Source organism: Afipia sp. GAS231 (genome assembly GCF_900103365.1).
In the GTDB taxonomy this organism is placed as follows: domain Bacteria; phylum Pseudomonadota; class Alphaproteobacteria; order Rhizobiales; family Xanthobacteraceae; genus Bradyrhizobium.
Map to the genome: position 1 here is coordinate 5,527,024 of NZ_LT629703.1, position 25,359 is coordinate 5,552,382.

General features: G+C 63.5%; 29 protein-coding genes. 17 read left to right on the forward strand and 12 right to left on the reverse strand.

All coding sequences use genetic code 11. The annotated features are described in order from the left end of the window. Nucleotides 1–148: 148 nt before the first annotated feature. Nucleotides 149–928 carry a GntR family transcriptional regulator gene (locus BLS26_RS26165; protein WP_092515446.1) on the forward strand — a complete coding sequence of 260 codons (780 nt, stop codon included), beginning with the start codon at nucleotides 149–151 and terminating at the stop codon, nucleotides 926–928. Nucleotides 929–956: 28 nt separating this feature from the next. On the opposite strand, the gene prpB is transcribed toward BLS26_RS26165, so the two are convergent. Then, a complete protein-coding gene (gene prpB, locus BLS26_RS26170) occupies nucleotides 957–1,886 on the reverse strand; it encodes a methylisocitrate lyase (protein ID WP_092515447.1) in 930 nt (309 codons plus the stop codon). Nucleotides 1,887–2,205: 319 nt separating this feature from the next. Between prpB and BLS26_RS26175 the strand changes: the two genes are divergently transcribed. The 6 genes from BLS26_RS26175 to dctP are packed head-to-tail and all read left to right on the forward strand — an operon-like array spanning nucleotide 2,206 to nucleotide 7,837. Next, nucleotides 2,206–3,372, forward strand: coding sequence for an ABC transporter substrate-binding protein (locus BLS26_RS26175; RefSeq protein ID WP_092515448.1), 1,167 nt, complete (start codon nucleotides 2,206–2,208; stop codon nucleotides 3,370–3,372). Between the two features lie 47 nt (nucleotides 3,373–3,419). Further along, nucleotides 3,420–4,289: a branched-chain amino acid ABC transporter permease gene (locus BLS26_RS26180; protein ID WP_092515449.1), complete on the forward strand. Its 870-nt coding sequence runs from the start codon at nucleotides 3,420–3,422 to the stop codon at nucleotides 4,287–4,289. Between the two features lies 1 nt (nucleotide 4,290). Further along, nucleotides 4,291–5,295 (forward strand): branched-chain amino acid ABC transporter permease, encoded by a 1,005-nt coding sequence (locus tag BLS26_RS26185; RefSeq protein ID WP_157676593.1) that lies wholly within the window; start codon nucleotides 4,291–4,293, stop codon nucleotides 5,293–5,295. After that, on the forward strand, nucleotides 5,292–6,065 hold the full coding sequence (locus BLS26_RS26190) for an ABC transporter ATP-binding protein (protein ID WP_092515451.1): 774 nt from the start codon (nucleotides 5,292–5,294) through the stop codon (nucleotides 6,063–6,065). The genes BLS26_RS26185 and BLS26_RS26190 overlap by 4 nt, the downstream gene beginning before the upstream one ends. Further along, a complete protein-coding gene (locus BLS26_RS26195) occupies nucleotides 6,062–6,778 on the forward strand; it encodes an ABC transporter ATP-binding protein (RefSeq protein WP_092515452.1) in 717 nt (238 codons plus the stop codon). Before BLS26_RS26190 ends, BLS26_RS26195 begins: the two co-directional genes overlap by 4 nt. Before the next feature lie 42 nt (nucleotides 6,779–6,820). Beyond that, nucleotides 6,821–7,837 (forward strand): TRAP transporter substrate-binding protein DctP, encoded by a 1,017-nt coding sequence (gene dctP, locus BLS26_RS26200; RefSeq protein WP_172804815.1) that lies wholly within the window; start codon nucleotides 6,821–6,823, stop codon nucleotides 7,835–7,837. A gap of 41 nt (nucleotides 7,838–7,878) precedes the next feature. Here dctP and BLS26_RS26205 read toward each other — a convergent pair whose 3' ends face one another. Next, a complete protein-coding gene (locus BLS26_RS26205; RefSeq protein ID WP_092515454.1) occupies nucleotides 7,879–9,360 on the reverse strand; it encodes an aspartate ammonia-lyase in 1,482 nt (493 codons plus the stop codon). Between the two features lie 124 nt (nucleotides 9,361–9,484). After that, on the reverse strand, nucleotides 9,485–10,120 hold the full coding sequence (locus tag BLS26_RS26210; protein ID WP_092515455.1) for a TetR/AcrR family transcriptional regulator: 636 nt from the start codon (nucleotides 10,118–10,120) through the stop codon (nucleotides 9,485–9,487). A gap of 169 nt (nucleotides 10,121–10,289) precedes the next feature. On the opposite strand from BLS26_RS26210, the gene BLS26_RS26215 reads away from it, so the two are divergent. From BLS26_RS26215 to BLS26_RS26240, 6 genes are all read left to right on the forward strand, one after another. After that, complete coding sequence (locus tag BLS26_RS26215) at nucleotides 10,290–10,499, forward strand: ferredoxin (protein ID WP_092515456.1); 210 nt, start codon at nucleotides 10,290–10,292, stop codon at nucleotides 10,497–10,499. 60 nt (nucleotides 10,500–10,559) lie between these two features. After that, a complete protein-coding gene (locus BLS26_RS26220) occupies nucleotides 10,560–11,777 on the forward strand; it encodes a cytochrome P450 (protein ID WP_092515457.1) in 1,218 nt (405 codons plus the stop codon). 7 nt (nucleotides 11,778–11,784) lie between these two features. Next, nucleotides 11,785–12,318: a VOC family protein gene (locus tag BLS26_RS26225; protein WP_092515458.1), complete on the forward strand. Its 534-nt coding sequence runs from the start codon at nucleotides 11,785–11,787 to the stop codon at nucleotides 12,316–12,318. A gap of 83 nt (nucleotides 12,319–12,401) precedes the next feature. Continuing rightward, the gene (locus BLS26_RS26230; protein WP_092515459.1) at nucleotides 12,402–12,824 is read left to right on the forward strand and encodes a DOPA 4,5-dioxygenase family protein; all 423 of its coding nucleotides are present in this window, start codon (nucleotides 12,402–12,404) and stop codon (nucleotides 12,822–12,824) included. Nucleotides 12,825–13,026: 202 nt separating this feature from the next. Then, nucleotides 13,027–14,040, forward strand: a complete 1,014-nt coding sequence (locus tag BLS26_RS26235) for a DUF2778 domain-containing protein (protein ID WP_244541691.1) — start codon at nucleotides 13,027–13,029, stop codon at nucleotides 14,038–14,040. Further along, nucleotides 14,037–14,306, forward strand: a complete 270-nt coding sequence (locus BLS26_RS26240) for a hypothetical protein (RefSeq protein WP_371360671.1) — start codon at nucleotides 14,037–14,039, stop codon at nucleotides 14,304–14,306. The genes BLS26_RS26235 and BLS26_RS26240 overlap by 4 nt, the downstream gene beginning before the upstream one ends. A gap of 92 nt (nucleotides 14,307–14,398) precedes the next feature. Here the strand turns inward: BLS26_RS26240 and BLS26_RS26245 are convergent, their stop codons facing one another. The 9 genes from BLS26_RS26245 to BLS26_RS26285 all read right to left on the reverse strand — a co-directional run bounded on the left by BLS26_RS26245 (nucleotide 14,399) and on the right by BLS26_RS26285 (nucleotide 21,548). Next, nucleotides 14,399–15,439, reverse strand: a complete 1,041-nt coding sequence (locus BLS26_RS26245) for a uroporphyrinogen decarboxylase family protein (RefSeq protein WP_172804704.1) — start codon at nucleotides 15,437–15,439, stop codon at nucleotides 14,399–14,401. A 34-nt stretch (nucleotides 15,440–15,473) separates the two neighbouring features. Then, nucleotides 15,474–16,343, reverse strand: a complete 870-nt coding sequence (locus BLS26_RS26250) for a fumarylacetoacetate hydrolase family protein (protein ID WP_092515460.1) — start codon at nucleotides 16,341–16,343, stop codon at nucleotides 15,474–15,476. Beyond that, on the reverse strand, nucleotides 16,340–17,005 hold the full coding sequence (locus BLS26_RS26255) for a polysaccharide deacetylase family protein (RefSeq protein ID WP_092515461.1): 666 nt from the start codon (nucleotides 17,003–17,005) through the stop codon (nucleotides 16,340–16,342). The genes BLS26_RS26250 and BLS26_RS26255 overlap by 4 nt, the downstream gene beginning before the upstream one ends. A 12-nt stretch (nucleotides 17,006–17,017) precedes the next feature. Further along, complete coding sequence (locus tag BLS26_RS26260) at nucleotides 17,018–17,818, reverse strand: ABC transporter permease (protein ID WP_092515462.1); 801 nt, start codon at nucleotides 17,816–17,818, stop codon at nucleotides 17,018–17,020. 7 nt (nucleotides 17,819–17,825) lie between these two features. Next, on the reverse strand, nucleotides 17,826–18,623 hold the full coding sequence (locus BLS26_RS26265; protein ID WP_244541692.1) for an ABC transporter ATP-binding protein: 798 nt from the start codon (nucleotides 18,621–18,623) through the stop codon (nucleotides 17,826–17,828). Beyond that, complete coding sequence (locus tag BLS26_RS26270; RefSeq protein WP_092515464.1) at nucleotides 18,602–19,354, reverse strand: ABC transporter permease; 753 nt, start codon at nucleotides 19,352–19,354, stop codon at nucleotides 18,602–18,604. The genes BLS26_RS26265 and BLS26_RS26270 overlap by 22 nt, the downstream gene beginning before the upstream one ends. A 10-nt stretch (nucleotides 19,355–19,364) precedes the next feature. Further along, nucleotides 19,365–20,336, reverse strand: coding sequence for an ABC transporter substrate-binding protein (locus tag BLS26_RS26275; RefSeq protein WP_092515465.1), 972 nt, complete (start codon nucleotides 20,334–20,336; stop codon nucleotides 19,365–19,367). Between the two features lie 53 nt (nucleotides 20,337–20,389). After that, nucleotides 20,390–21,118 (reverse strand): GntR family transcriptional regulator, encoded by a 729-nt coding sequence (locus BLS26_RS26280; RefSeq protein ID WP_092515466.1) that lies wholly within the window; start codon nucleotides 21,116–21,118, stop codon nucleotides 20,390–20,392. 64 nt (nucleotides 21,119–21,182) lie between these two features. Continuing rightward, nucleotides 21,183–21,548 carry a nuclear transport factor 2 family protein gene (locus BLS26_RS26285; protein WP_092515467.1) on the reverse strand — a complete coding sequence of 122 codons (366 nt, stop codon included), beginning with the start codon at nucleotides 21,546–21,548 and terminating at the stop codon, nucleotides 21,183–21,185. A 104-nt stretch (nucleotides 21,549–21,652) separates the two neighbouring features. Between BLS26_RS26285 and BLS26_RS26290 the strand changes: the two genes are divergently transcribed. The 4 genes from BLS26_RS26290 to BLS26_RS26305 all read left to right on the forward strand — a co-directional run bounded on the left by BLS26_RS26290 (nucleotide 21,653) and on the right by BLS26_RS26305 (nucleotide 25,258). Next, nucleotides 21,653–22,240, forward strand: a complete 588-nt coding sequence (locus BLS26_RS26290; RefSeq protein ID WP_092515468.1) for a TetR/AcrR family transcriptional regulator — start codon at nucleotides 21,653–21,655, stop codon at nucleotides 22,238–22,240. A gap of 80 nt (nucleotides 22,241–22,320) precedes the next feature. After that, nucleotides 22,321–22,764 carry a MarR family winged helix-turn-helix transcriptional regulator gene (locus tag BLS26_RS26295; RefSeq protein WP_092515469.1) on the forward strand — a complete coding sequence of 148 codons (444 nt, stop codon included), beginning with the start codon at nucleotides 22,321–22,323 and terminating at the stop codon, nucleotides 22,762–22,764. Next, the gene (locus tag BLS26_RS26300) at nucleotides 22,761–23,543 is read left to right on the forward strand and encodes an enoyl-CoA hydratase (protein WP_092515470.1); all 783 of its coding nucleotides are present in this window, start codon (nucleotides 22,761–22,763) and stop codon (nucleotides 23,541–23,543) included. Before BLS26_RS26295 ends, BLS26_RS26300 begins: the two co-directional genes overlap by 4 nt. 98 nt (nucleotides 23,544–23,641) lie before the next feature. Further along, nucleotides 23,642–25,258, forward strand: a complete 1,617-nt coding sequence (locus BLS26_RS26305; RefSeq protein WP_092515471.1) for a GMC family oxidoreductase — start codon at nucleotides 23,642–23,644, stop codon at nucleotides 25,256–25,258. Nucleotides 25,259–25,359 lie beyond the last annotated feature (101 nt).

Sequence of the window (25,359 nt, forward strand, 5' to 3'; positions counted from 1 at the left end):
ATTGTTCTCGGCGAAGGGACATAGTAATGGGCAAGAGGGCCGATCCGGCAATGTCGCGGGGACGAACAGGATCGTCGTTTCCTCCGCGCCGAGCCAGTGCGGAGGCGTCTGTGCAGGCTGCTGAAGCCGTGGTCCTTGGAAGGTTTTCATGAACGGCATTTTGAGCAGCAAGATTTCCGCGCAATCATTGGTGGACGCTCTCGCAGAGCGGATCGAAGCTGCGATCATGAGCGGCGATCTTCAGCCAGGCAGCAAGATCAGCGAGCAGGCGCTGGCCGCGTCGCTGGGCGTCAGCCGTGGCCCGTTGCGCGAAGCTATCCGCAGGCTCGAAGGCCGCAAGCTGTTGCAGCGGACGCCGAACATCGGCGTCCGCGTCGCCAGCCTGTCACCCGGCGATCTCTATGAGGTGCTGCAGGTGCGCGAAGCGCTGGAAGGGCTGGCATGCGGGCTTGCCGCCAAGAACATGACCGACGAGGAGCTGGAAGCGCTTTCCGAACTACTCGATCAGCACCAGCAGCAGAAGAGCGTCCAGGAAGGCACCGGCTATTACCAGGAGTCGAAGGACTTCGATTTTCACTTCCGGATCGTGAAGGGCAGCCGCAACGCGCGGCTGGTCCAGATGCTGTGCGAGGACCTCTACTATCTGCTGCGGGTCTATCGCTACAAATCCTCTACCAAGCCGGGACGCGCCAAGCAGGCCCTGCGCGAGCACAAGGATATCGTCGCAGCGCTGATGAAGCGGGACCCCGTCGAAGCCGAACGTAAAATGCGTCTGCATATCGGCAACGCGCGCGTCTATGTCGAGGAGCAGATGCGGGAAGCGGCCGCTCGGCAGGAAGCCGCCCCGGTTGCGCCGCTGCGGAAGCCGAAGACCGCGACCACACTGTCCGGCAAGGGCGGCAGGGCCGCCGCGTTGGCGCGAAGGTAGCTCCGCGCTTCGCTTGGACTACTGCGATCTACTTGCCGGTTGACCGTTGCGGCATGCCCTCCGGGGTCACCGACGTGATGATCGACGAATCCAGCGCCTCGTATTCGTGGTAGCCGATGGTGGCGTAGAGTTCTGCGCGGGTTTGCATGCGGTCGATCAGGTGATGGGTGCCGCCGTCGTTGCGGATCGCCTCATAGAGATCGGCCTGCGCCTTTGCCGCCATCCGCAGCGCGCTGACCGGCCAGATCACCATCTTGTAGCCGAGCGCTTCGAACTCGGAAGCCGTCATGAACGGTGTTCGCCCGAACTCGGTCATGTTGGCCAGCAGCGGCACCTTGATGGTTTCGGAAAACTTGCGGAAGTCCTCGGGGTCATGGAGGGCTTCCGGGAAGATCGCGTCGGCGCCGGCCTCGACATAGAGTTTTGCGCGGTTGATCGCGCTGTCGAGCCCTTCGTCGGCGGCGGCGTCCGTCCGGGCCACGACATAGAGGTGCCGGCGGGCTTTGGCGGCGGCGGCGATTTTCGCGGCCATATCCTCGGGCGCAATCAGCTTCTTGTCGTTGAGATGACCGCACTTCTTCGGCAGGATCTGGTCCTCGATCTGGACCGCCGCAGCGCCGGCGTCCTCGAACGCGCGAACCATGTTCATCACGTTGAGCGCCTCGCCGAAGCCGGTATCGCCATCCACCAGCACGGGAAGCTGCGAGGCGCGAGCCACCTGACGGACAAAGAAGCAGACGTCCTCGATGGTGAGAATGCCGAGGTCCGGCAGCCCCATCGAGGCGGACATCGCAGCACCCGACAGATACAGCGCCTCGAACCGGGCGGCCTTGGCCTGTAGCGCCGCGAGGCCGCAATAGGCGCCGGGGATCTGCAGGATGCCGGGACGTTGCAGCAGCTTTCGAAAACGCTCGCCGGCCGGCAGCGTCGGCAAGTCATGGGCGACCAGATAGGTCATTTGGCCTTCACCTGTGCTGTGTTTCTTCTTTTCGTATAGCGGCCCGGACTTCCCGGTTGAATGGGTTTAGGCCGGAAAGGTCTTGCTGTCCGAACTGTTTGCTCGTTGGCCGTCGGTCATCAGGCTCCTGAACAGGGTCGCTGCGGCGCTACGCCGCCCGAATGTTTCCGACACGGGCGTTAAACTGTCAACAGTTGACTTTCGTCAAGGCGGCGGGCTAGGTTCGACGCTGCCCGTCGCGCCTTGCGCCGACGGAAGCCATCAACAGCGAGATCGTGAGAGGGCGGCCTTGACCGCTCCCGACACCAGGGAGGTAGCCATGCGTGGATTTCTGAAGGTCGCGCTTCTGTCGTCGGTCTTTGCCGTCTCTTCCCATGCTGCCGGAGCCGAAGCCCTGAAGCTCGGCGTGCTGGCGACGCTGTCCGGCGCCGGAACGGCGTGGGGCATCGCGATGCAGGGCGCGGCCGAACTCGCCGCCGAGGAGGTCAACAGCAAGGGCGGCCTCGAGGTCGGCGGCAAGAAGTACCAGGTCGAGGTCATCGCCTATGACGATCACTACAAGGCCGCCGACGCCCTGACCGCGTTCAACCGCCTCGTGTTCGACGACGGCGTCAAGTACGTGGTCGGTCCGCTCGGCTCGGCGCCGGCGCTGGCGTTGCTTCCGGTCTCGACCGAAAACAAGGTCATCACCATGACGATGGCGTTCACGCCGAAGGCGCTGTCGGCCGAGTACAGATACAGCCTGCGGCCGGTGATTCCGTCGGACGTGTTCTCCGATCCGCAGATCAAGTGGGTGGTTCAGAAGCTCGGCGCCAAGCGCGTCGGCGGTCTGTTCCCGAACGACGAATCCGGGCAGCAGGTCGGCGCCGCCAACGAGGCCGCCTACCAGGCGGTCGGCGCCAAGTTCGTCGCCAAGGAATTCTTCGAGCGCGAGCGCGTCGACTTCGTGCCGTTGCTGACGCGCGTGCTGGCGCAGAACATCGATGCCTTCGAGCTCGACGGCAATTCGCCGCAGACCGCAGGCCTGCTGGTCAAGCAGTTGCGCGAGCTCGGCTTCAAGGGTCCGATCATCCGAACCGGCGGCGACGCCACCGCGGACATCCTGAAGATCGCGGGCAAGGAGGCGACCGAAAACGTCTACGTGCATCAGCCGATCAATTCGGAGCTTGCATCGATCCAGGAGTACACCAGGCGGTTCGAGACCAAATACAAGGTTCCGCTCAACGCCTTCAGTCCGTTCTTCTATGCCAACGTGCAGATGCTGTTCGCCGGCATGCAGAAGGCCGGAACGGTGACCGACGTGGACAAGGTCCGCGAGGCGGTGCTGGGCCTGAAGGATTTCGACAGCGTGCTCGGCAAGGTGAACTGGATCGGGCAGGCGCAATGGAAATCGAACCAGCAGCTCGATGCTCCCTTCTACGTCGCACTGCTCAAAGGCGGCGAAGCCCATGTCGTCGCCAAATGCACGCCTGTGGTGTGCGAATAGCGCAGGCTTCGCAACTGAGTGCTGCGGCCTGACGCGGGAGAACGGGTTTGGACTATTCGATACTTCTGGCGCAGGCGGCGCTGAACGGTCTCGTCATCGGCGCGATGTACATGCTGATGGCGGTCGGTTTCACGCTGACGTTCGGGATCATGCGCGTGGTCAACTTCGCGCATGGCGAGTTCTATATGCTCGGCGCGTTCACGGCGTTCTTTACCTATGTCTACTGGGAAATGCCGTTCGTCGTCTGCCTGGCGATCGCGGCGGTGACGGTCGGCATCTTGGGCATGCTGATCGAGCGAACCCTGATCCAGCCGTTTCGCGCCGATGAAATGTCGGGAATGATCGCAACATTGGCGATTTCCGTCATCATTCAGAACGGTGCCGTGCTGCTGTGGGGACCGGCGCCGCGCGCGATGCCCGACATCGTCACCGGCACGCTGGCGATCGGCCCATTCAGTTTTCCGTGGTCGCGGCTGGTGGTCATCGCGGCGGCAGCGGTGATCTTCGTCGCTTTCTGGCTGTTCATGCAGCGAACCCGCCTCGGGCGCGCAATGCGAGCCGTTGCCCAGGATACCGAAACCGCGCTGCTGCAGGGCATTCGGGTCAACACCATCTATCCGCTGGCGTTCGGGCTGAGCGTGGCGCTCGCGGCGCTCGCCGGCGCCCTGATGGGTCCGGTATTCTCGGTGTCGCCGTTTGTCGGACTGACGCCGATGCTCAAGGCGTTCGTCGTCGTCATTCTCGGCGGTCTCGGCTCGGTGCCGGGTGCTGTGGTTGGTGGATTGATGCTCGGCATGATCGAGAGCTTTACCGCCACGATCTTCGGATCGCTGGTGTCCGACATCCTGCAGCTTCTGCTCGTGATCCTGATCCTGCTGGTCCGGCCCGCCGGCCTGTTGGGACAAAGGGAGGCCTGAGGTGGAGGGATCATCATCCGCCATCGGCCGCGATGGGTCTGCGCCGGCGGCGCGCAACCGTATGCTGCCGCGTGCGGCCATCGCCGTCGTGCTAGCGGCGGCGCTGGTGCTACCGCAACTGACCGCAAACCAGTTCTATATTCATCTGGCGAATCTGATGCTGCTCAATGCGATCTTTGCGGTCAGCCTCGGCCTGATCGCGGCGGTCGGACAGATCTCGCTCGGGCATGCCGCGTTCGTTGCCGCCGGCGCCTACGTCTCGGCGCTTGCGGCCCTGACATTCAAGATTCCACCGATCTTCGGCATCGTGCTTGCCGGATTGGTGACCGGGCTTGCGGCAGCGTTGCTCGGCAAAATCCTGCTGCGCCTGCGCGGCGTCTATTTCGTACTGGTCACGTTCCTCGCCGGGCAGGTGTTCACGCTGATTGCGCTCAATTGGGAAAGCGTCACCCACGGCGCCAATGGATTGCTTGGCATTCCCGCGATTTCGTTGTTCGGATTTCCGCTGTCGACCCGGCTGCGGTTCTATTATTTTGCACTGGCCGCGTTCATCATCGTCCTGATCTTCGTCTGGGCCCTGATGCGGTCGCAATATGGCCGGGCGTTCCGTTCGATCGCGGAAAACGTACGGCTCGCCGAATCCTCTGGCATCGATGTCAGTCACTATCAGATCATCGCCTTCGCGCTCGGCAGCGGCATCGCGGGGGCTGCCGGGGCGACGATGGTGCATTACATCCGCTTCCTGTCGCCGGACAGCTTCACCTTCAACGATTCGATTGCCTATATCACCATGCTGGTCGTCGGTGGCCGGCAGACGCTGCTCGGCGGCGTGCTCGGCGCGCTGTTCCTGACGCCGTTGCCGGAACTGTTGCGCGGCCTGGTCGGGGCGCAACATATCGTCTACGGCGCGATCCTGCTCGCAGTATTGCTGTTCCTGCCGAACGGTCTGGTCTCGATCGGACGCTCGCTGTTCAGGAAAACTTCCGGAGCGGAGGCGCCGAAATGACCGCCTTGCTGGAAGTGGATGGCATCAGCCGGCGTTTCGGCGGATTGAATGCGCTGAAGGATGTCTCATTCGCGGTGAACAAAGGCGAGATCGTCGGACTGATCGGCCCCAACGGCGCCGGCAAGACCACCTGCTTCAATGTCGTCAGCGGCGTGATGGCGCCGACATCAGGCGCGATCCGGTTCAAGGGGCACGGCATCGTCGGCAAGAAGCCGAGCGCCATCGTCGGCGAAGGGCTGGTGCGGACGTTCCAGGCCACCACGGTGTTTCCGGATGCCACCGTGATCGAAAACGTCATGCGCGGCGCGTTCGCGACCACGCCGGTGTCGATGCTGAGTTCGGTGTTCAACACCCGTGCCGCACGCGCCACGCTGACGGCGACCGGTGAACGTTGCGGTGTGTTGCTCAATCGGCTGCAACTCACGCCCTACCGCGATTGGCGCGCCGGCGAATTGTCCTATGGCGGTCAGCGCCGGCTCGGCGTCGCGATTGCGCTTGCCGCCAACCCCACGCTTCTGATGCTCGATGAGCCGGTCGCCGGGCTCAATCCGGAGGAGGCGGCCGAGTTCGGCCGCCTGATCCGCCAAATCCACGAAACCGAGGGCGTCGCCGTGCTGCTGGTCGAGCATCACATGCGGCTGGTGATGGGACTGTGCCACCGCATCGTCGTGCTTGACCACGGTGAGTTGATCGCCGAGGGCGGGCCATCAGACATTCGCGCCAATCGCAAGGTGATCGAGGCCTACCTCGGCTCCGAGGAGGTCGGATGAGCCAGGCGCTTTGTATCCGGGATATGCACGTCGAATACGGCAGCCGCGTCGCGCTCAGCGGCATCAGCCTCGACGTGGCACCAGCGCAGATCGTGTCACTGGTGGGCAGCAACGGCGCCGGCAAGACCAGCACCTTGCGCGCGATCATGGGGCTGAGGTCGCCGAGCAAGGGCGAGATCAGCTTTGGCGACACAAGGATCGACGGCATGTCGCCGCCCGAAATCGTGGCGCGCGGCATCGCGCTGTCGCCCGAGGGGCGACGGGTATTTCCGCGCATGAGCGTGCACGACAATCTGTTGGTCGGCGGCTATCTGCAGCCGCAGGGCGCGCATCTGCACCAATCGGTCGAACGGATGTTCGAGTTCTTTCCAAAGCTCCGGCAACGGCGAGACCAGATGGCCGGCTCGTTGTCGGGCGGCGAACAGCAGATGCTGGCAATCGCCCGCGCGCTGATGGCGGCGCCGAAGGTGCTGTTGCTGGACGAGCCTTCGCTCGGTCTGGCGCCGATCATGGTGCAGGAGATCGGGCGCCTGATCCAGACCATCAATAGGGAGGAGGGCCTGTCGATCGTGCTGGTCGAACAGAATGCCAGCCTCGCGCTACGGCTCTGCCATTACGCTTATGTGCTGGAGAACGGCCGCATCGCCTTGAGCGGTCCGGGACCGGAACTCGTCAAGAGCGACTATGTTCAGCGCGCCTATCTCGGCGTCTAGCAACGCAACAAGGGGATCGCCATGCGAGCCAAAATAAAGCCGATGTTTCGGTTGGCGGGGTTGCTGATGCTGACGGCGAGTGTCGCGGTCCCCGCGCAGGCGCTGGAACTGCGTGTGGCGGACTCGTTTCCCGCCGGACACTACCTGGTGCGGCTGATGCTGAAACCCTGGATGGACGAGGTCACCCGTAAAACCAACGGCGCCGTCACGTTCAGCTATTATCCCAACCAGCAACTGGGCAAGGCGACCGACATGCTCCGCCTGACGCAATCCGGCGTCGTCGATATCGGCTACATCGGGCCGTCCTACGTGTCCGACAAAATGCCGCTGTCAGAGGTGGCGCAGTTACCGGAAGCCTTCGATACCAGTTGCCAGGGCGGCCTCGCCTACTGGAAGAGCGCGCGCCAGGGTGTTCTGGCGGCCCAGGAATACGCGCCGAACAAGATCCGGCTGCTGATGGAAGTCGTGCTGCCGCCCTATCCGGTGTTCACGACCAAGCAGAAGATCGAGACCATGAAGGACATGCAGGGATTGAAGCTGCGCACCACCGGCGGCGCGCAGGACCTCACCTTGCGCGCGCTCGGCGCGGTGCCGGTGCGCATGGCGGCGCCCGATGCCTATGAGTCGCTGACGCGTGGCACCATGGACGGCTTGCTGTTCGCGATGGAAAGCGTCGTCGCCTACGGCATGGACTCATTGATCAAATACACCACCGACGGCGTCAGCTTCGGCAGCTTCATCGTCGCCTACTCGATCAACCAGGCGGTCTGGGATCGCCTTCCGGACGACGTCAGGAAGGCGATGGACGAAGCATCCGAGGCTATCGTGCCGAAAGTCTGCGCCGAGGTCGACAAGGAGCTGATCGACACGCGCGCGCACTTGCAGAAATCCGGCGTCACCTTTGTGGCGATCCCGGAAGACACCCGCGCCCAGATGAAAGAGAAGCTCAAGGGCGTCGGCCAGGAGTGGGCGACAACGCTCGATACCCGCGGCAAACCGGCGTCGGCGGCGTTGAAAGAGTTCAATGATCTGCTGGCCGAGGCGGCGGCGAAGAAGTAACGCTGCAGGCTACTCGCCGGATTGAGTTGCGCTCGCTTTCCCTACCGCGCACGGGCAGGAGAGGTCATGGCCTCCGGACGGAACAGACGCTCCATCTGTTCCGGCGTCAGCAGCTTTTCCTCCAGCACGATGTCGGCGACCCGGCGCTTTTGCGCCAGCGCCTGCTTGGCGACCCGCGAGCAGGTTTCGTAGCCCAAAGCGGGGACCAGCGCGGTCACGAGCCCGATGCTGTCCTCGACCAGTGCGCGGCAACGCTCGCGGTCGGCCTCGATGCCAACCACGCATTTCTTCGTCAAGGTGTTGATCGCTGCCGTCAGCGTGCGCAGCGATGACAGCACGCAGTAGCCGATCGTGGGCTCGAAGGCGTTGAGCTGAAGCTGTCCCCCTTCGGCGCACATCGTCACGGTGAGGTCGTGGCCGATCACCATATAGGCGACCTGGTTGACCACTTCGGGGATCACCGGGTTGACCTTGCCGGGCATGATCGAGGATCCCGCCTGCACCGTCGGCAGCCGAATCTCGCCAAAACCCGCACGCGGGCCGCTCGACAGCAGACGCAGGTCGTTGCAGATCTTCGACAGTTTGACCGCGACGCGTTTCAGCACGCCGGAGAATAGGACGAAGGCGCCCATGTCGGAGGTCGCCTCGATCAGGTTGCTGGCCGGCACCATCGGTTCATGGGAAGCCCGCGCCAGTTCCTCGATCGCAAGTGCGGCATAGCGCGGATCGGCATTGATGCCGGTGCCGATCGCCGTGGCGCCGAGATTGACTTCGCGAAACAGCGCTGCGGCTTCCCTTATTCGCGCGACGTCTTCCTTGATGGTGGCAAAATAGGCATCGAATTCCTGGCCCAGCGTCATCGGCACGGCGTCCTGAAGCTGGGTGCGGCCGATCTTGAGGATGTCGCCGAACTCGACGGCTTTCGACTTGAAGGCAAAGGCGAGTTCGTCGAGCGCCGCGATCAGGGGGGCGGCGGCGAAAATGATCGCAAGCCGCAGCGCCGTCGGATAGGCGTCGTTGGTCGACTGCGCCATGTTGACGTCGTCGTTGGGATGAAGCGCGGCATAGTCGCCCTTGTGTTTCCCCATCAGTTCGAGCGCCACGTTGGCAATGACCTCGTTGGCGTTCATGTTGGTGGAGGTTCCGGCGCCGCCCTGAATGGCGTCGACCACGAACTGGTCGTGGAAGCGTCCGTCCTTGGCGATCAAATCGCAGGCGCGGTCAATGGCGTCGGCTTTCGCCGGCGGCAGATGCCCGAGGCGCCGGTTGGCGCGCGCCGCGGCCTGCTTCACCAGCGCCAGCGCCCGCACCAGGTCCGGAAAATGACCGACGGGAACGCCGGTGATGGGGAAATTGTCCACGGCCCGCAAGGTGTGGACGCCCCAATAGGCGTTGGCGGGAACGTCGGCGTTGCCGATCAGATCGTGTTCGCTTCGCGTCGCGACCTGGGTCAGCTCGATCGACCGCGTGGTGGCAACGGCGACGGATTGGGGCGGATCCACATCGATCTTGGTTTCGGCCATCGTCGTTCTTTCCCTGTTGGAAACTGCTGTTCCGAGGACGGACGCTAACATTCCACGGCAGTGTCAGGAAGCCGGATGTCGCAGGACTGCCGGAGCCGGTCACAATTAGGGCCGGCGCTGGATTTCACCCGGCCGTCTTGGCTGCCTCGATCGCCACCGACAGCGCCAGCTTGGTCTGCTCGACGATCTCCTCGACCAATTCTTCCCGGCTGGTATGGCCGACCTCGCCGGTGAGCAGGCCCTGTTCCGCCAGCATCACCACGCCGTGCAGCGAGGCCCAGATCTTCAAGGCGCTGCGCTCGCGCAAATATCCGATCGCAGGCGCTTCCAGCGCTTCCACCAAAAGGTCGAAGGTCTCCATCGCAGCAACATGAAGCTCGCTGCCCTTCGGGGCGCAGGCCATGACGCGCGAAGCGAACATCAGGCGGTAGACGCCGTTGCGACGCAGGCCGAAATCCAGCGTGAGTTGCGCAAAGCGCGACAGTTTCGAACGCTTCGACGGCTCGGCGATCGACGCCCGCAGCATGGCGCTGAACTGCCGGAAGGCTTCCGCCGTGACGGCGACCAGCAATGTCTCGCGGTCGGCAAAATGCTTGTAGGGCGCCGGTTGCGAGACGCCGAGCTTTTTCGCCAGCGCGCTGATATTGATCGCTTCCGGGCCGCCGAGTTCGACTTCCTGCAACGCAGCCTGAACCAGGGCATCGCGGAGATCCCCGTGGTGGTAGGCGTTGAGCGCTTTGCGTGCAGGTCGAGGCGGCATTTGGTCTCACGATCCTATAACAGTTCTAACAATTTGCTTGACAGCACTACCATAGAACGAATGTAATAGGCCATAACTTCGACGTGCGCCAGCCCAGCCGGCTGGCGACGCCCGAAATCAACAAACAGTACACGCGCAGCCAAGCGCGCCACAGAGGGAAACGCTTGCCATGACCGGAAAGCTGAAAATCCGCGTCGACCAGGACAAATGTCAGGGCCACGCGCGCTGTAAATCACTGGCGCCCGAACTGTTCAATCTCGACGAATTCGGCAATGCGCATGAGATCGGCGACGGCTCGGTGCCATCAGGCCTGGAAGACAAGGCCTGGCTCGCCCAGACCAACTGCCCGGAAATCGCGATCGAAGTGACCGAAGAGTAATCGGTCCCAATCAATTCCGCTTATCCCGTTTTGAACGAACGAAGCCGAAGGAATTTTCCGATGTCCGACACCGTCAGCGTCATGCCCGAACATCCCCCGGTCGCGGACTGGGTCAATGATTTCGACCATACCGATCCGCGCTGGACCGAAGATCCGTTTCCGATCTGGGACGAACTGCGCAACGAATGTCCGGTGGTCCACACCAAGCGCTTCCTCGGCTGCTATCTGCCGACGACCTATCAGGCGGTGAAGGAAATCGCCTACGACACCGAGCATTTCTCTTCCCGCCGCGTCATCGTGCGCGACGTCCGGCCGCCGATCACCAATACGGCGCCGCCGATCACGTCAGATCCGCCGGAACACAAGCCCGCCAAGCAATTGCTGCTGCCGCCCTTTACACCCGATGCGATGAAGAAGCTGGAGCCGCGGGTTCGCGCCATCTGCAACGAACTGATCGACGAGTTCATCGCGGACGGCAAATGCGACGCCGCGGCGCGCTATACCAAGAACATTCCGGTTCGGGCGATCGCCCACATGCTCGGCATTCCCGAAAAGGACGGCGATCTCTTCATCAAGTGGATCCACGAAATTCTCGAGCTCGGCATCAAGGACGATGCCGCCCTGATGCGGGCAGTCCATGAAATGACTCATTATTTCGCCGGACATATCGAGGCGCGGAAGAAGAACCCGACCGACGACCTCATTTCAACAATGATGAACGCCAGGGACAGGGACGGTCAGCCACTGTCGGACATGCATGTGCTGGGCTCGCTGCGGCTGCTTCTGATCGCCGGGATCGACACCACCTGGAGCGGGATCGGCGCCTCGTTGTGGCATCTGGCGAAGACGCCCGCCGACCGCGACCGCCTGATCGCCGAGCCCGAACTGATGCCGACTGCGATCGAGGAATTCTTGCGGGCCTATTCGCCGGTGACGATGGCCCGCGAAGTGATCGGGGAAACCACCATCAGCGGTTGCCCGGTCAAGCCGGGCAATATGGTGCTGCTGTCATTCCCGGCTGCGAACCGCGATCCGGCCATGTTCCCGGACGCCGACAAAGTGGTGATCGACCGCAAGGAAAACCGCCATGCCGCCTTCGGCCTCGGCATTCACCGCTGCGTCGGCTCCAACCTCGCGCGCATGGAGATGACGGTCGCGATCGAGGAATGGCTGAAGCGGATTCCGGATTTCAAGCTGGATCCGGCGGGTGAGGTGAAATGGTCGGAAGGCACCGTGCGCGGGCCGCGCCAGCTTCCGGTGCTGTTCAAGGGGAAGTAAGCGCGACATGAGCCGTATTTTCGGTGGGGTTGCCCAGAACGGCTATGTGGTCCGCGACATCCGCGCCGCCATGGATCACTGGATCAACGTGATGGGGGTCGGGCCCTGGTACTACATGGATCGGGTCAAGACCGACTATTTCCGTCACCGCGGAAAAGACTCCGACGTCGAGATGAGCATCGCGCTTGCCAATTCCGGCGATCTGCAGATCGAGTTGATCCAGCAACGCAACGATGCGCCGTCGATGTACAAGGAGTTTCTCGACGCCGGCCGGGAAGGGCTGCAGCACATGTCGTATTGGTCGAGGGATTACCAGTCGCTCTACGACCGTGCGCTCTCGCTCGGTTACAAGGTCGGGCACGAAGGCCAGATCGGTGGCGAGCAGGGCCGCTTCGCCTATTTCGATACGCAATTCCATCCGGGCACCGTGATCGAAATATCCGACATCAGCGGCACCAAGGGCGCGTTCTTCGAGCGGATCAGGCAGGCCGCCATCGGTTGGGACGGCTCCAGGGCGATTCGCGAAGTCGGCGGGCGCTGACGGGCGCGTGGATTGACCACGCCTCAGGTTGCAGCGATCATCGCGGCCGGCATTCGAAGCGGCGATGGCGTGGAGCGGATGACATGACCGGTGCAGCGGAAACGGGTCCGCGATCGACGGGTGAGATCGCGAGCTACCACGCCCATATCTATTACGATCCGGCGACGACGCGGGCCGAGGCCGAGCAATTGCGCAGCTGGATCGGCGAACGCTTTTCGGTCACGCTGGGGCGCTGGCACGACGTCAAGGTCGGGCCCCACGACCAGGCGATGTATCAGGTGGCGTTCGCCAGGGAGATCTTTCCCGAATTCGTCCCCTGGCTGATGCTCAACCATGGCAGGCTGAGCGTCCTGGTGCATCCGAACACCACCAACCCGCGGCGGGACCATCTGGCCGATCCGATCTGGATCGGCGAGGCGCTGGCCGTGCACGCGGAAAAGCTGCCGGAACAGGCCGAAATGGAGCCGGCGCCCGCTCCCAATACGAATCCGGGCCTCCAGCCCTGAATTGTGGCAGCTATTTCACGCCGTTGGCCGTTGGCCGTTGGCCGTGGGACGGTCGGCCGGTTTACCATGACGTGGCCCGGGGGGGTGGTGGCGGTCACCGCCTGTCTCGATTATGCCTTGTTTTGGTTTGCATTATATTGGCAATTATTCGGTGAATCCCTTACGAATCAGGGGTGATTTCGGAGCGCCGAGCCGGGGACGGATGGATAGCTTCACGACGAGAAATGCCAGGCTTGCGTCGAGCCGCGGTGCCCCATTGTTCGCCAAGGCGGCGTTCGCCTTCGCTGCGATCGCAATGGCATCAGTGCTGGCTGCCTCGATCACCGATTTCGATCTCGCCCGCTGGATCCACAAGCCGGCATCCGCCAATGTCGCCGGCGCGAACTCGTCCGTCGCCGGTCTGACCTCGTTCGACGACCGGTTCGGTTCGGGCCCGACCCGCAGCGCGTCCGTGATCAGCTATCCCTCGCGCCCCGTCGCCCGTTCGCCGCGCGCCGATTTCGACGCCGAGTTCAATCACATCGAAAGCCTGCTGATCGGCAAGTTGCGCGACAGCAGCGGCCCGGCCACTCCGCCCGCGTCCACGGCGGAGATTGCGGCAGTGCCGATGCCGCGGTCGCGGCCGGTCGAAGCCAATCTTCAGGCGAGAAACGATCCACCGCCGCCGGCGCCGTCGGATAGCCGTACCGCATTCCAGAAACTGGCCGACCTGATGCCGATGCGTTTCACCCTGGCCTCGCTGACGCCCGGCGACGGATTGTTTGCCGAGAAGCCTGATCTTGGCGCACTGGGCTACGACAACCTTACCGCCGTCTACGACATTTCGGCACGCGCGGTGTACCTGCCGAACGGCGCGAGGCTTGAGGCGCATTCCGGCCTCGGCAGCCTGATGGACGATCCCTCGCACGTGAACCAACGCATGGTCGGAGCGACGCCGCCGGCCGTCTACGACCTGAAGCCGCGAGAAAAGCTGTTCCATGGCGTTGCAGCGCTGCGCATGACGCCGGTCGGCGATAGCGACGCGCTCGGCCGGTCGGGCCTGCTGGTCCACAGCTACATGCTCGGCCCCAACGGCGATTCCAACGGCTGCGTCTCGATCAGGGAATACGACAGGTTCCTGAAGGCGTACAACAACGGCGAGGTCACGCGTCTCGTCGTGGTGCCGAACCTTCGCGAGGGCCTCACCGCGTCGCGGCGCTCGACCTCTCCGTCATGACCGTTATCGCGGACGGAGCTTCCGATTCCGACACGCCACTACGGGCAATTTTCAAGATCAGTCTGAACGGGCAGACGGTGTCGATCGGGACCGTCGGTCAGGCCTATCGCTTCATCACCAATCTCAGCAGCATCGAGTGGATCGAATTCCGCGCGCTGCACGCCGATGCGGTCGGCGCCCTGCAGCGCGCTGCCGGGAATGCGATGTTGACGGTGCAGGCGACCAACGCGCTCCGCGCGCTGTTCGTCCGCGCCAAGCTGCTTTGACATAGCGTTTTCGAGCGAAGCATGCCCTCGGACTTGATCCGGGGGTGGGTACCGGTTCGCGTGAAGAAAACGCGTCAAAAAATGCCGCCGGTCTAGCTGATCTCCTTACGCACCGTCGCCGCCGCATCGCACATCGCCTTCAGCTTTCCGAATGCAACATGGCGGGCCATGTACTTCATGCCGCAATCGGGCGCGACGACAAGGCGATCGGCTGCGACATGCTTGAGACCATTGCGGATACGATCAGCCACGACCTCCGCCGTCTCGATCTCGGGATTGCCGAGGTCGAGCACGCCGAGCATGATCTTCTTCGACGACAGGTCCTTCAGCACGCCAAGATCGAGTTTTGGTTGCGCCGCCTCGATCGAAATTTGCTCGGCGCTGGTGTCGGCGAGTTCGGCCAGAAATGAGTAGCCGGCCGGCTTGGTGGAGCCCGGCACAACAGCGGCATAGCCGAAGCACAGATGCACCACCGTCGGCACCGTGATTCCTTGTAAGGCGCGGTTGATCGCCTTGACCGCATAGCGCCGTGCCAGATCCGGATTGTTGCGCACCCAGGGCTCGTCGAGCTGGATCACGTCGGCGCCGGCCTTTTGCAGGTCGAGCGCCTCGGCGTTGACGGCCGCGGCGAACGCCATCGCCAGTTCCTCGTCATCTTTGTAGAACTCGTTCTTGGCCTGCTGGCTCATCGTGAACGGGCCGGGCAGGGTGATCTTGGCGGCACGGTCGGTATTCCTGCGCAGGAACTCCATGTCGGTCAGCTCGACCGGACGGCCGCGCTTCACCGGGCCGATCACGCGCGGTACCGGCGTTTGCGTGCCGTTGCGCGCGGTGATGAGGGCGGGATTGTCGGCATCAATGCCGTCAAGCGCGGTGGCAAAACGGTTGGAATAGCTTTCGCGGCGGATTTCGCCATCGGTGACCACATCGATGCCGGCGCGCTCCATGTCTCTGATAGCAACGACGGTGGCGTCGTCCTGGGCTTCCTCCAGATGTTCGGCCGGCAGCCGCCACATCGCATGCATGCGCGTGCGCGGCACCACCTTGGACAGCATGGCGCGGTCGACCAGCCATTCCGGTTGCGGATAGCTGCCGACCACCGTGGTCGGCAACAGGTGCTTTGGCAGGTTCATGATCGTCTCCTTGCTCTTCTTGTTTCTTGTTGGTTCAGGCCGCCCGCGTCGCCTTCGCCGCAATCTCGTCGTTGACGGGATTGCGCAGCACGCCGATGCCGGAAACCTCGACCTCGACGACGTCGCCTTCCTTCATCCAGAGCGGCGGCGTGCGATAGGCGCCGACGCCGCCGGTGGTCCCGGTGACGATGACGTCGCCGGGGACGAGTTCGGTGAAGGTCGAGCAATAGGCGATCAACGCCGGCACGTCGAACACGAGGTCCGAAATCGGTGCGGCCTGCACCTCGACGCCGTTGAGGCGGGTTGCGATGGTCTGCTTGGAGATGTCGGGGATTTCGTCCGTCGTCACCATCCACGGCCCGAAGCCGCCGGTGCCGACGAAATTCTTGCCGGGCGCGAATTGCGAGGTGTGGCGCTGCCAGTCGCGGATGCTGCCGTCGTTGTAGCAGGCGTAGCCTGCGACATGGGACAGCGCGGCCTCGCGTGAAATGCGGCGGCCGGCCTTGCCGATGATGACCGCCATTTCGCCTTCATAATCGAAGCGTTCGGATTCCGGCGGCCGGATCATCGGCTGGCCGCCGCCGACCTGGCTGTTGGCGAAACGGGTGAAGATCATCGGGTGCGGCGGGGTGGGATGGCCGCTTTCGGCCAGATGCGTCGCGTAGTTGACGCCGATGCAAAAAATCTTGTCCGGGTCGGGCACGGTCGGCAGCAGCTCGATTTCGGCCAGCGTGTAGTCCGCGCGTTCACCTTTCAGCGCGTTCAATTCGCCAAGCGATCCATTCGCGAGCAGCGCCTTCAGCGTCGGATAGGCCTTCAGCCGCTTGCCGGCGTCGATGATCCCTGCGTCGGTGACGAGGCCCCAGGTTGCGATGGTACCCGCTTTGAAACTTGCGATCTTCATGGTGTGACACTCTCTTCGATGTTGGACACATAGGCGTGGATGGGGAGCACGATCTCGCCCGAACGGATCGGGACGCAACCGGGCGGAAAATCCTGGTGGAAGCGCGCGCCGGCCTCCGCGGCGCGGTCGAGAAAACGTTCGAGATGGTTCATCGCGCCACCAGGTAAATCGTGCAGCACCATCAGGCTCCACGGCTGTGACCGGCATTGTTCCAGCGCGCGGTCTACCCAGCCATCGGGATCGTTCCAGTCGCGCGGAATCGCGTTCCACAGCACGCAGCTATGCTTGTGGTCGGTGAGGTAATCGACGACGGACGGCTTCAGCAGCCGGTCGTCGAGATTGCCGCCGCCGCCGAACGGACGGAACCAGCGCTTGGGATGTGCGAGGTCGCCGATGGCGGCTTGGGTCCGGCCAATCTCGTTCTGGGCCGTGGCGGCATCGCGCTGCTGCCCGAGCGGCACGGTGTGGGTAAAGGTGTGATTGCCGATCCAGTGGCCTTCGCTATGGGCGCGCACGGCGAGCTGTCTACGCACGGGATCGCCGAGCTTTTCGCCGATCACGAAGAACGTGGTCTTGATGCCGCGCTCATGCAGGATGTCGAGCACGCGCGGCGTGACGCCGGGCTCGGGGCCATTGTCGAATGTCAGCGTCAGGTCGAACACACCATTACTCCGTCAGGTCGCTGGCTGCAGGGTGCCGGCAGTGAGTTCGTCGGCGGCGCGCTGACCGGCGCGCGATCCGGTCTGCCAGATCGCGGCCTTGCGCTCGATCCATTTGATGCCGGCGTTGAAGGCGATCGCCATCGCCAGCACCAGCAGCACCCCGGCGAAGACATGCGGGCTGTCGAGAATGGTGCGGTAGCGCGAGATCAGGTAACCGATGCCGGCGGACGAAATCAGCATCTCGGACACGACGACGCCGACGATCACCAGCGCGCCGCCAACCCGCAGTCCCGACAGCACGGTCGGGATCGCGGCCGGAATGATCACCCGCACCAGCCGCTGGCTCAGCGTCGCGCCCATGCTGCGCGCGGCGAGCAGCAACTGCGGATCGATGGTCTGGATCCCGGCCGCGGTGGCGAGCATCGTCGGCAGGAAGCCATAGATCGACGCGAACGCGATCTTGGATTCCGAGCCGATGCCGAGCCACACTGTGAATACCGGATAAAGGATGACGAGCGGCACTGCGTAAAGACTGGATACCATCGGCATGATCAGGATGCGCGGCCGCGGCAGGCTACCGACGACGGCCCCGAGCAGGATGCCGCCGCCGCAAGCGAACGCCATCGATATCGCGACCTCATAGAGCGTCACCGCCAGCGCGTGGCCGTATTCCGCGGCCTCGCTCCAGCCGGCTGCCAGCGTCGAGGACAGCGAGGGCAGAAACAGTTCGGGAATGAGGCCGGCGCGCGGCAGGATTTCCCACAGCGCAATCAGGCCGATCACGATCAGTCTGCGAAGGGTTGTCGCGGTCATCCGAGCCTCATGCCGATTTTCGAATGTGCTGCCAGATGCGGTCGCGCATCCGGCCGAAGGCGTCGCCGCTCAGCATCTCATAGGTGCGCGGGCGCGGCAGCGAGACCTGCAGATGGTCGACGATGCGGCCGGGCCGCGGCGACATCACGATCACTTCGTCGGCGAGATAAACCGCCTCGGTCAGGCTGTGGGTGACGAACACCACGGTCTTGCCGGTGGCGGCCCAGATCCGCAACAGTTCGTCGCCCATGGTCATGCGGGTCTGCTCGTCGAGGGCGGCGAACGGCTCGTCCATCAGCAGCACCGGCGGGTCCTGCACCAGGCCGCGCGCGATCGAGACGCGCTGCTTCATGCCGCCGGACAGTTCGTGCGGATGACGGCTGCCGAAGCCGTCAAGGCCGACGAGCTTGAGCGCATCCTGCGCCTTGGCGCGGCGCTCATCCTTGGCAACGCGGCGCAGCGCCAGCGGAAATTCGACATTCTCCTCCGCCGTCAGCCACGGAAACAGGCTGGCCTCCTGGAACACCACACCGACACGATTTGGATCCGGCTCCGGGATCGGCGCGCCACTGATGGTGATGGTGCCCGAGGTCTGCTGGCGCAGGCCGGCCATCATCATCAAAAGCGTCGACTTGCCGCAGCCACTCGGGCCCACCAGCACGACGAAGCGGCCGGGTTTGACGTCGAGCGAAACCTCTTCGAGGGCGGTGACGTCCTGCGTCGGGGTCCTGAAGATCTGGCCGACATTGCGGACCTCGATCGCGCCGGCCGGCTTCAGCGGGGTTATGTTCGCCAATGGCTGCATCGTGTTTCCACCCATCTGACCAGTTCGTTGAAGCTGATGGCGATCACGGCGATCATGATCACGCCGGCCAGCAACTGCTTCATCTGAAAATTCTCGCCCCAGGTCGCGATCTGGTGACCGATGCCGTCGCGCGAGGCGTACATTTCGGCGAGGATGACCCCCGTCAGGTTGAAGATCATCGAGATCCGCAACGCCTCCAGCAGCACCGGGAGCATGCTCGGCAGATAGACCCGGAACGCGGTTTGCATCGAGGTCGCGCCATAGGAGCGGGCGACCGTGAGATGTTCGACCTTCACCGAGTCGACCGCCGTCGTGGTCGACATGATCACGATGAAGATGGTCGAGAAGAAGCCGAAGCCGACCTTTTGCGAAAAGCCGACCCCGAACACCAGGATGAACATCGGCAGGAAGATCGACTTGGGAATGCTGAAGGCGAAAAACAGCAAGGGTTTTGCCACGTCGGCAAAATAGCGGTTCTCGGCGATCAGAAAGCCGATCAGTGCGCCAAAGGGAACCGCCAGCGCGAACGCGGTCACGACCTCTGTCGCGGTCACCACGAGATCCTTGCGGACGCTCGCGCGCTGCAGGAGGTCGCCGAGCGTCGACAGCGTGTCGGACGCGGAGGGGAGCAGCCGCGGATTGACGAGGCCGGTTCGCGACAGGATTTCCCATATCGCGAACAGCGCCACCACAATCGCGACCCGCGCCGCCTTTACACCGATCCCTTGCATCGAAGTCGCCTCAAGGTTTTGTCGGAACCGGCTTGAATTGGGTCGAGATCACCTCGGCCGCCGGCGCCAGATCCTTCATGCCGCCGGCCTTGGCCATGTCGAGCGCCAGTTGAACCTCATCCGGGATCTTCGGCCCGCTCATGCTGCCGTCGGTTTCCAGATGCATGATGGTGGCGTCATATTCCAGCGCGGCGATCTCGACGGGAATTTCGTAGAGTTCGGAGATCAGCTTGACGGTGACGTCCTTGTTGTCGCGCATGAACATCAACGCGCCATAGAGTGCGTTCAGCGTCTTCTGTACCAGTTGCGGCTTCTCCTGCGCGTATTTGTCGAGCACGATCCAGCCGGCGGCGAGATTTGGCGGCACTTCCTTGGAATAATCGAGAATGGTCTTGGCTTCGCCGGACTTGGAAATCTGGAAACTCAGCGGCGAATAGACCACGGCTGCGTCGACATTGCCGGCGAGCAGGTTCGGCACCAGACCGCCGCCGCCGACCGGCACCCGGGTGAAGTCGATCTTCTTGTCCTGAATGGTCCACAGCGCCAGCAGGTCGGAGCCGGAGCCCGCCGAGGTGATCGCCACCTTCTTGGCGTTGAGGTCCTTGACCCCCGCCGTCGATTTGGCAAGCACCATCAACTGCCAGCCGTAGTAGCCCATGGCGGCGTTGGCGACGACTTTCGACATCACGCCTTTCTTGCGTCCGGCCGCAGCCAGCGACGTCGCGTCGAGGATGACGTCGGCGGCGCCCGCGGCCATCGCCTCGAACGTCTCGGCGCCGCCGCGATAGATCGTCAGTTCCGCGGTGATGCCTTCCTTCTCGAACAGTTTTTGCTTGACCGCGGTCTCCGCGATCGTGGTCGGCCAATAGGTCTTGGTCGGAAGGCCGATGCGAACCGTGTCCGCGGCCTGCGCCATCACCGACGTGCCGAGCAGGGCGGCTGCCGTAATCGTGGTCAACACGTGACGCCGTGTGAAACTCATGGTGACGTTCCCTCTGCTTTTTTTGATTTGGATTAGTTTTTCGAAATTTTCGATCAGGCGGTGTCGATCTTCGCCGGTGGTTTGGGAGTCGCAAGTTCGACCAGATGCATGGTCGTCATGAAATGCTTCGAGAGTGCCTCGACTGCGGCGTCCGGATCGCGCTTCAGCACGGCATGCACGATCGCGGCGTGTTCGGCCTCGACGTTGCGGGATTGTTCGTTGTTGCGCCGGATCGATAGCCGGCGATAGCGCTCGCTCTGCTCGTGCAACACGTCGCGAAACCCGAGCAGCCAGGGCGAGCCGCAGGCGTTCACCAGCGTCCGGTGGAAGACGCCGTGGCGCACCACCCATTCCTCGTAATGATGGGTCGGATCATCCGGGTAGGTGTAGGGTACGGCCGAGAGTGCCGCGAAAGACTGCTCGACCGACGCCAGCCATGCCTGGTCGCCATGCTCGATCGAGCGTCGCAACGCCAGACCCTCGATATCGACGCGGGTCTGCGTGACGTCCTTGAGGTCGGCCGGTGAGACCGGGCTGACGCGGAAGCCGCGCTGGTCGGAGGCCTGCACCAGCCCGTCGGCGACGAGGCGCGACAAGGCTTCGCGAACCGCGGCAAGACTGACGGAAAACCGCTTGGCGAGCCCCGCGATATGCAGCTTCTGGCCGGGCAGCAGCCGGGTCGAAAGAATATCGGCCCGGAGCCGCTCCTGAACAGCCGACGTCAGGCTTCTGGGCCGGTCGCCGGCCAGATCGTCGCCAAAACTCAACCCGATACTGCTCATAACGGGCAGCTTGGCTGGTTATTCCGGTGTCGTCAATCGAAAATCGATTTTTTGAGGTCTCGTCTCATTGCGCCATTTGACGCGGATCGTAGAAGAAGCGTTCTTCAATCAACTTGTCGCCGCGCCAGGTCTGCCAGGCGATTTCTTCCAGGGTGCGCGACGATCCATCCATGCCGGTGAAGGTAAATTTCCAACGCGCCGTCACGGTGTCGCCGTCGATCAGGACGGGCCCAATGCGCGAGGCCTCGATCTTCCTGAACCCGGCCATCACGCCGCGCTCCTTGGCCATCAGGACGTCGCGACCGACCACGGGCTCGCCGATGTTCTCCCGCGTCGAGGCGTCGGGCGCGTAGAAATGTTCGATCGCGCCGACATAGTCGCCGGCTTCCACCAGCGCGACGAAAGCTTCGACGGTTTGACGGCTGGGCATGGCGTGACCTCGTTTGGATATAAACCGACTATAAGTCGGTAAATACCGACCAAAGGTCGGAAAGTCAACTGGCCGTCGCGGTGAATTTCGACTAGACAAATTCGATGGCGAAACAGGCGGAGCGGCGTGCGGCGACAACGGAGGCGATCCTGAAGGCGGGACGCCGCCTGTTCGGCGACCGCGGCTTTGCCGCCACCACCATCGACGACATCGCGCAGGCCGCGCAGGTGGCGAAGGGCGCCGTCTATCATCACTTCGCGACCAAGGAGGCGGTATTCGAAGCGGTGTTCGACGTGGTCTCGCGCGACCTCGTCGCCGACATCGATCGTGCGGTGCGAACGGAAAAGGATGTGCTGGCAGCGATGGTCGCAGGCACGCAGCACTATTTTGCCGCATGCGCGAAGGGACCGATCTGCCAGATCATCCTGCGCGACGGCCCGGCGGTGCTCGGCTGGGAGCGCTGGCGCGATATCGACGCACGGCACTTTGGCGGCAAATTTCCGCTCGCACTCACCGCCGCGATGGATGCCGGACTGATCGCGCGGCAGCCGACCGAGCCGCTGGCGCGTCTGCTGCTCGGGGCCGCGACCGAAGCCGCCGTCGCCTGCGCCGGCCGGTCGGACGTTCTCAAGGCGGGCAGCGAATACAGCCGCGCGTTCAAGTCGCTGATCGAGGCGCTTCGGGTGCACTGAAGGCCGCCTCGCGGCAACGTTACTGCTGCTTCCCTCAGAATCAAGGTGACAACGGCCTCATGTTGGCCTAGATACTTCGCATGCGAACTAAATCCCGCGAGCCCCGGCTGGTGTTCCTGCTCAATGTCGCCCAGCGCCGCTTGCAGCGCTGGATGGCGGCGCAGACCGATGCCAGCGGGGTAACGGCGGCGCAGTCCGGCCTGCTGTTTGTCCTCGGTCAGCGCGACGGTGTGCTGATGGGCGAGGCGGGGGCGGCGCTCGATCTCGGCCCGCCCGGCATCAGCGGATTGGTGGACCGAATGACGGCGGCGAACCTGATTCAGCGGCGCGCCGATCCCGATGACGGGCGGGCGTGGCGGCTGTGGCTGACGCCGGCCGGTCGTGCGGCGGCGGCGCGGGCGAAGGCCGGACTTTCCGAAGTCAATGCGCGGCTCACCGCCGGATTCAGTGAAGCCGAAATCGATGTCGTGGCGCGCTGGCTGACCAGCCTGCAAACCAGTTTTCCCAGAGGAGAAGATCAGTGACGGAACATATCAAGATCGAAAACAACGGCGGCGTTCTCAGCCTGACGATGGCGCGGCCCGACAAGAAGAACGCGCTGACCAACGCGATGTACGGCGCGCTGGCCGACGCGATCGAAGGCGCAGAGACCGACGACAGCGTTCGCGTCGTGCTGATCCGAGGCGAGGGGGACATGTTCACTGCCGGCAACGACGTCGGCGAATTCGCCGCCATTGCCGCAGGTGGTTCGCATGGCGAGCGGCATGTCAGCCGCTTCCTGCAGGCGCTCGCACGATCGAGCCGTCCATTGGTCGCGGCCGTGCAGGGGCGCGCGGTCGGCGTCGGCACCACGATGCTGCTGCATTGCGATTTGGTCGTGCTGACCGAGAATGCCCAGCTTTCAACGCCGTTCGTCAACCTGGCTTTGGTGCCGGAAGCGGCCTCGAGCCTGCTGATGCCGCTCCGCATCGGCTATGCCCGTGCCTTTGAAATGTTCGCCCTTGGCGAGCCGGTGGATGCGCGTTCCGCATTGGCGTGGGGGCTGGCCAACAAGGTGGTGCCGCTGGAGAAGCTCGATGCCGAGGCAAGGGCTTTCGCCGTTCGTCTGGCCCGGCAGCCGGCTGGCGCCGTCAGCACGACCAAACGGCTGATGCGCAATCCGGAAGTGCTGATGGCGCAGATCCTGGCCGAAAGCGAACAATTTGCAAAACGCCTGCAAACCATGGAGGCGCGCGAAGCCTTCTCTGCCTTCGCCGAGCGCCGGCCGCCGGACTTCCTGAAGCTTGCCAAGCAGCCGGCATAATCGCGATCATTGATCGCGGTTTTTTCCGCGCCCGCGACCGGGAGGCAATTGACCGCCTGTGGCGGCCCCGCTACCTCTCGTGTCGCGGGAGGAAACCAATGAACAATAACAACAATGACGCCGCCGAATTCGATTATGTCGTCGTCGGCGCCGGTTCGGCCGGCTGCGTGCTCGCCAATCGCCTGAGCGCCGACGGCAAGCACTCGGTGCTGCTGCTGGAGGCCGGTCCCAAGGACAGCAATCTCTGGATTCACGTGCCGCTCGGCTACGGAAAACTGTTCAAGGAAAAGACCGTCAACTGGATGTACCAGACCGAGCCCGAACCGGGACTGAACGGTCGCCAGGTGTTTCAGCCGCGCGGCAAGGTGCTGGGCGGTTCGAGTTCGATCAACGGTCTCTTGTATGTCCGTGGCCAGCACGAGGACTACGATCGCTGGCGTCAGCGCGGCAATGCCGGCTGGGGCTATGACGACGTGCTGCCCTATTTCAAGAAGGCCGAGAACCAGCAGCGCGGCGAGAGCAAATATCACGGCGCAAGCGGGCCGCTGCCGGTCTCCGACTGGCGCCACCACGATCCGCTGTCGGAAGCTTTTGTCGTTGCCGCGGCCGAGGCCGGCATTCCGACCAATCCCGATTTCAATGGCGCGACGCAAGAAGGCGCGGGATTTTTCCAGACCACGACAAGCCGCGGTCGGCGCGCCTCGACCGCGTTCTCCTATCTGCGGCCGGCATTGAAGCGCGGCAATTTGCACGTCGAGACCTCGGCGCTGGCGCAGCGCATCCTGTTCGAAGGCCGCCGCGCCAAAGCGGTGGAGTACAAACAGGAAGGCCAGCTCCGCACGGCCAAAGCGCGCAAGGAAATCCTGGTTTCCAGCGGCGCGTACAACTCGCCGCAATTGCTGCAGCTCTCCGGCGTCGGACCGGCGGACCTCTTGAAGAGCCACGGCATCGATGTCGTGCTCGACGCGCAAGGCGTCGGCAACGATCTGCAGGATCACATGCAGGTGCGGCTGGTGACGCGGTGCGCGCAATCCATCACGCTGAACGATATCGTCAACAATCCCATTCGCAAGATGCTGGCCGGCGCGCAATATGCGGCGTTCCGCAAGGGACCGCTGACGATCGCGGCTGGAACGTCAGGCGCGTTCTTCAAGACCAGTCCGCGGCTGGCGTCACCCGATATCCAGATCCACTTCCTGCCGTTCTCGACCGACAAGATGGGCGAGAAGCTGCATGCGCAATCCGGTTTCACCGCCTCGGTGTGCCAGTTGCGGCCGGAGAGCCGCGGCTCACTGCGCATCAGGAGCGCCGATGCTTCGGTGCCGCCGGAAATCCGCATCAATTATCTCGCGACCGAAACCGATCGCCGGGCTTTCATCGACGGCATCCGGATCCTGCGCAAGATTCTGGCGGCGCCGGCGTTGAAACCCTACGCGGTCGGCGAGGTCGATCCTGGGCCGAAGGTGGCGAGCGACGACGAGTTGCTGGATTTCTGCCGTCGCACCGGCAGCACGGTCTATCATCCGACCTCGACCTGCCGGATGGGCAACGATCCCTTGGCGGTCGTCGACCAGCGGCTCCGGGTGCGCGGCATCGAGGGTCTGCGCGTCGTCGATGCCTCCGTGATGCCCGACCTGATGTCGGGCAATACCAATGCGCCGACGATCATGATCGCGGAGAAGGCGTCGGACATGATTTTGGAGGATGCGCGGTAACTGTCATCATCCGCGAAGGCGGATGATCCAGTACGCCGTGACATCTGGGCTCCTGCAGACGCCGGCGATTACTGGATACCCGCCTTCGCGGGTATGACGGC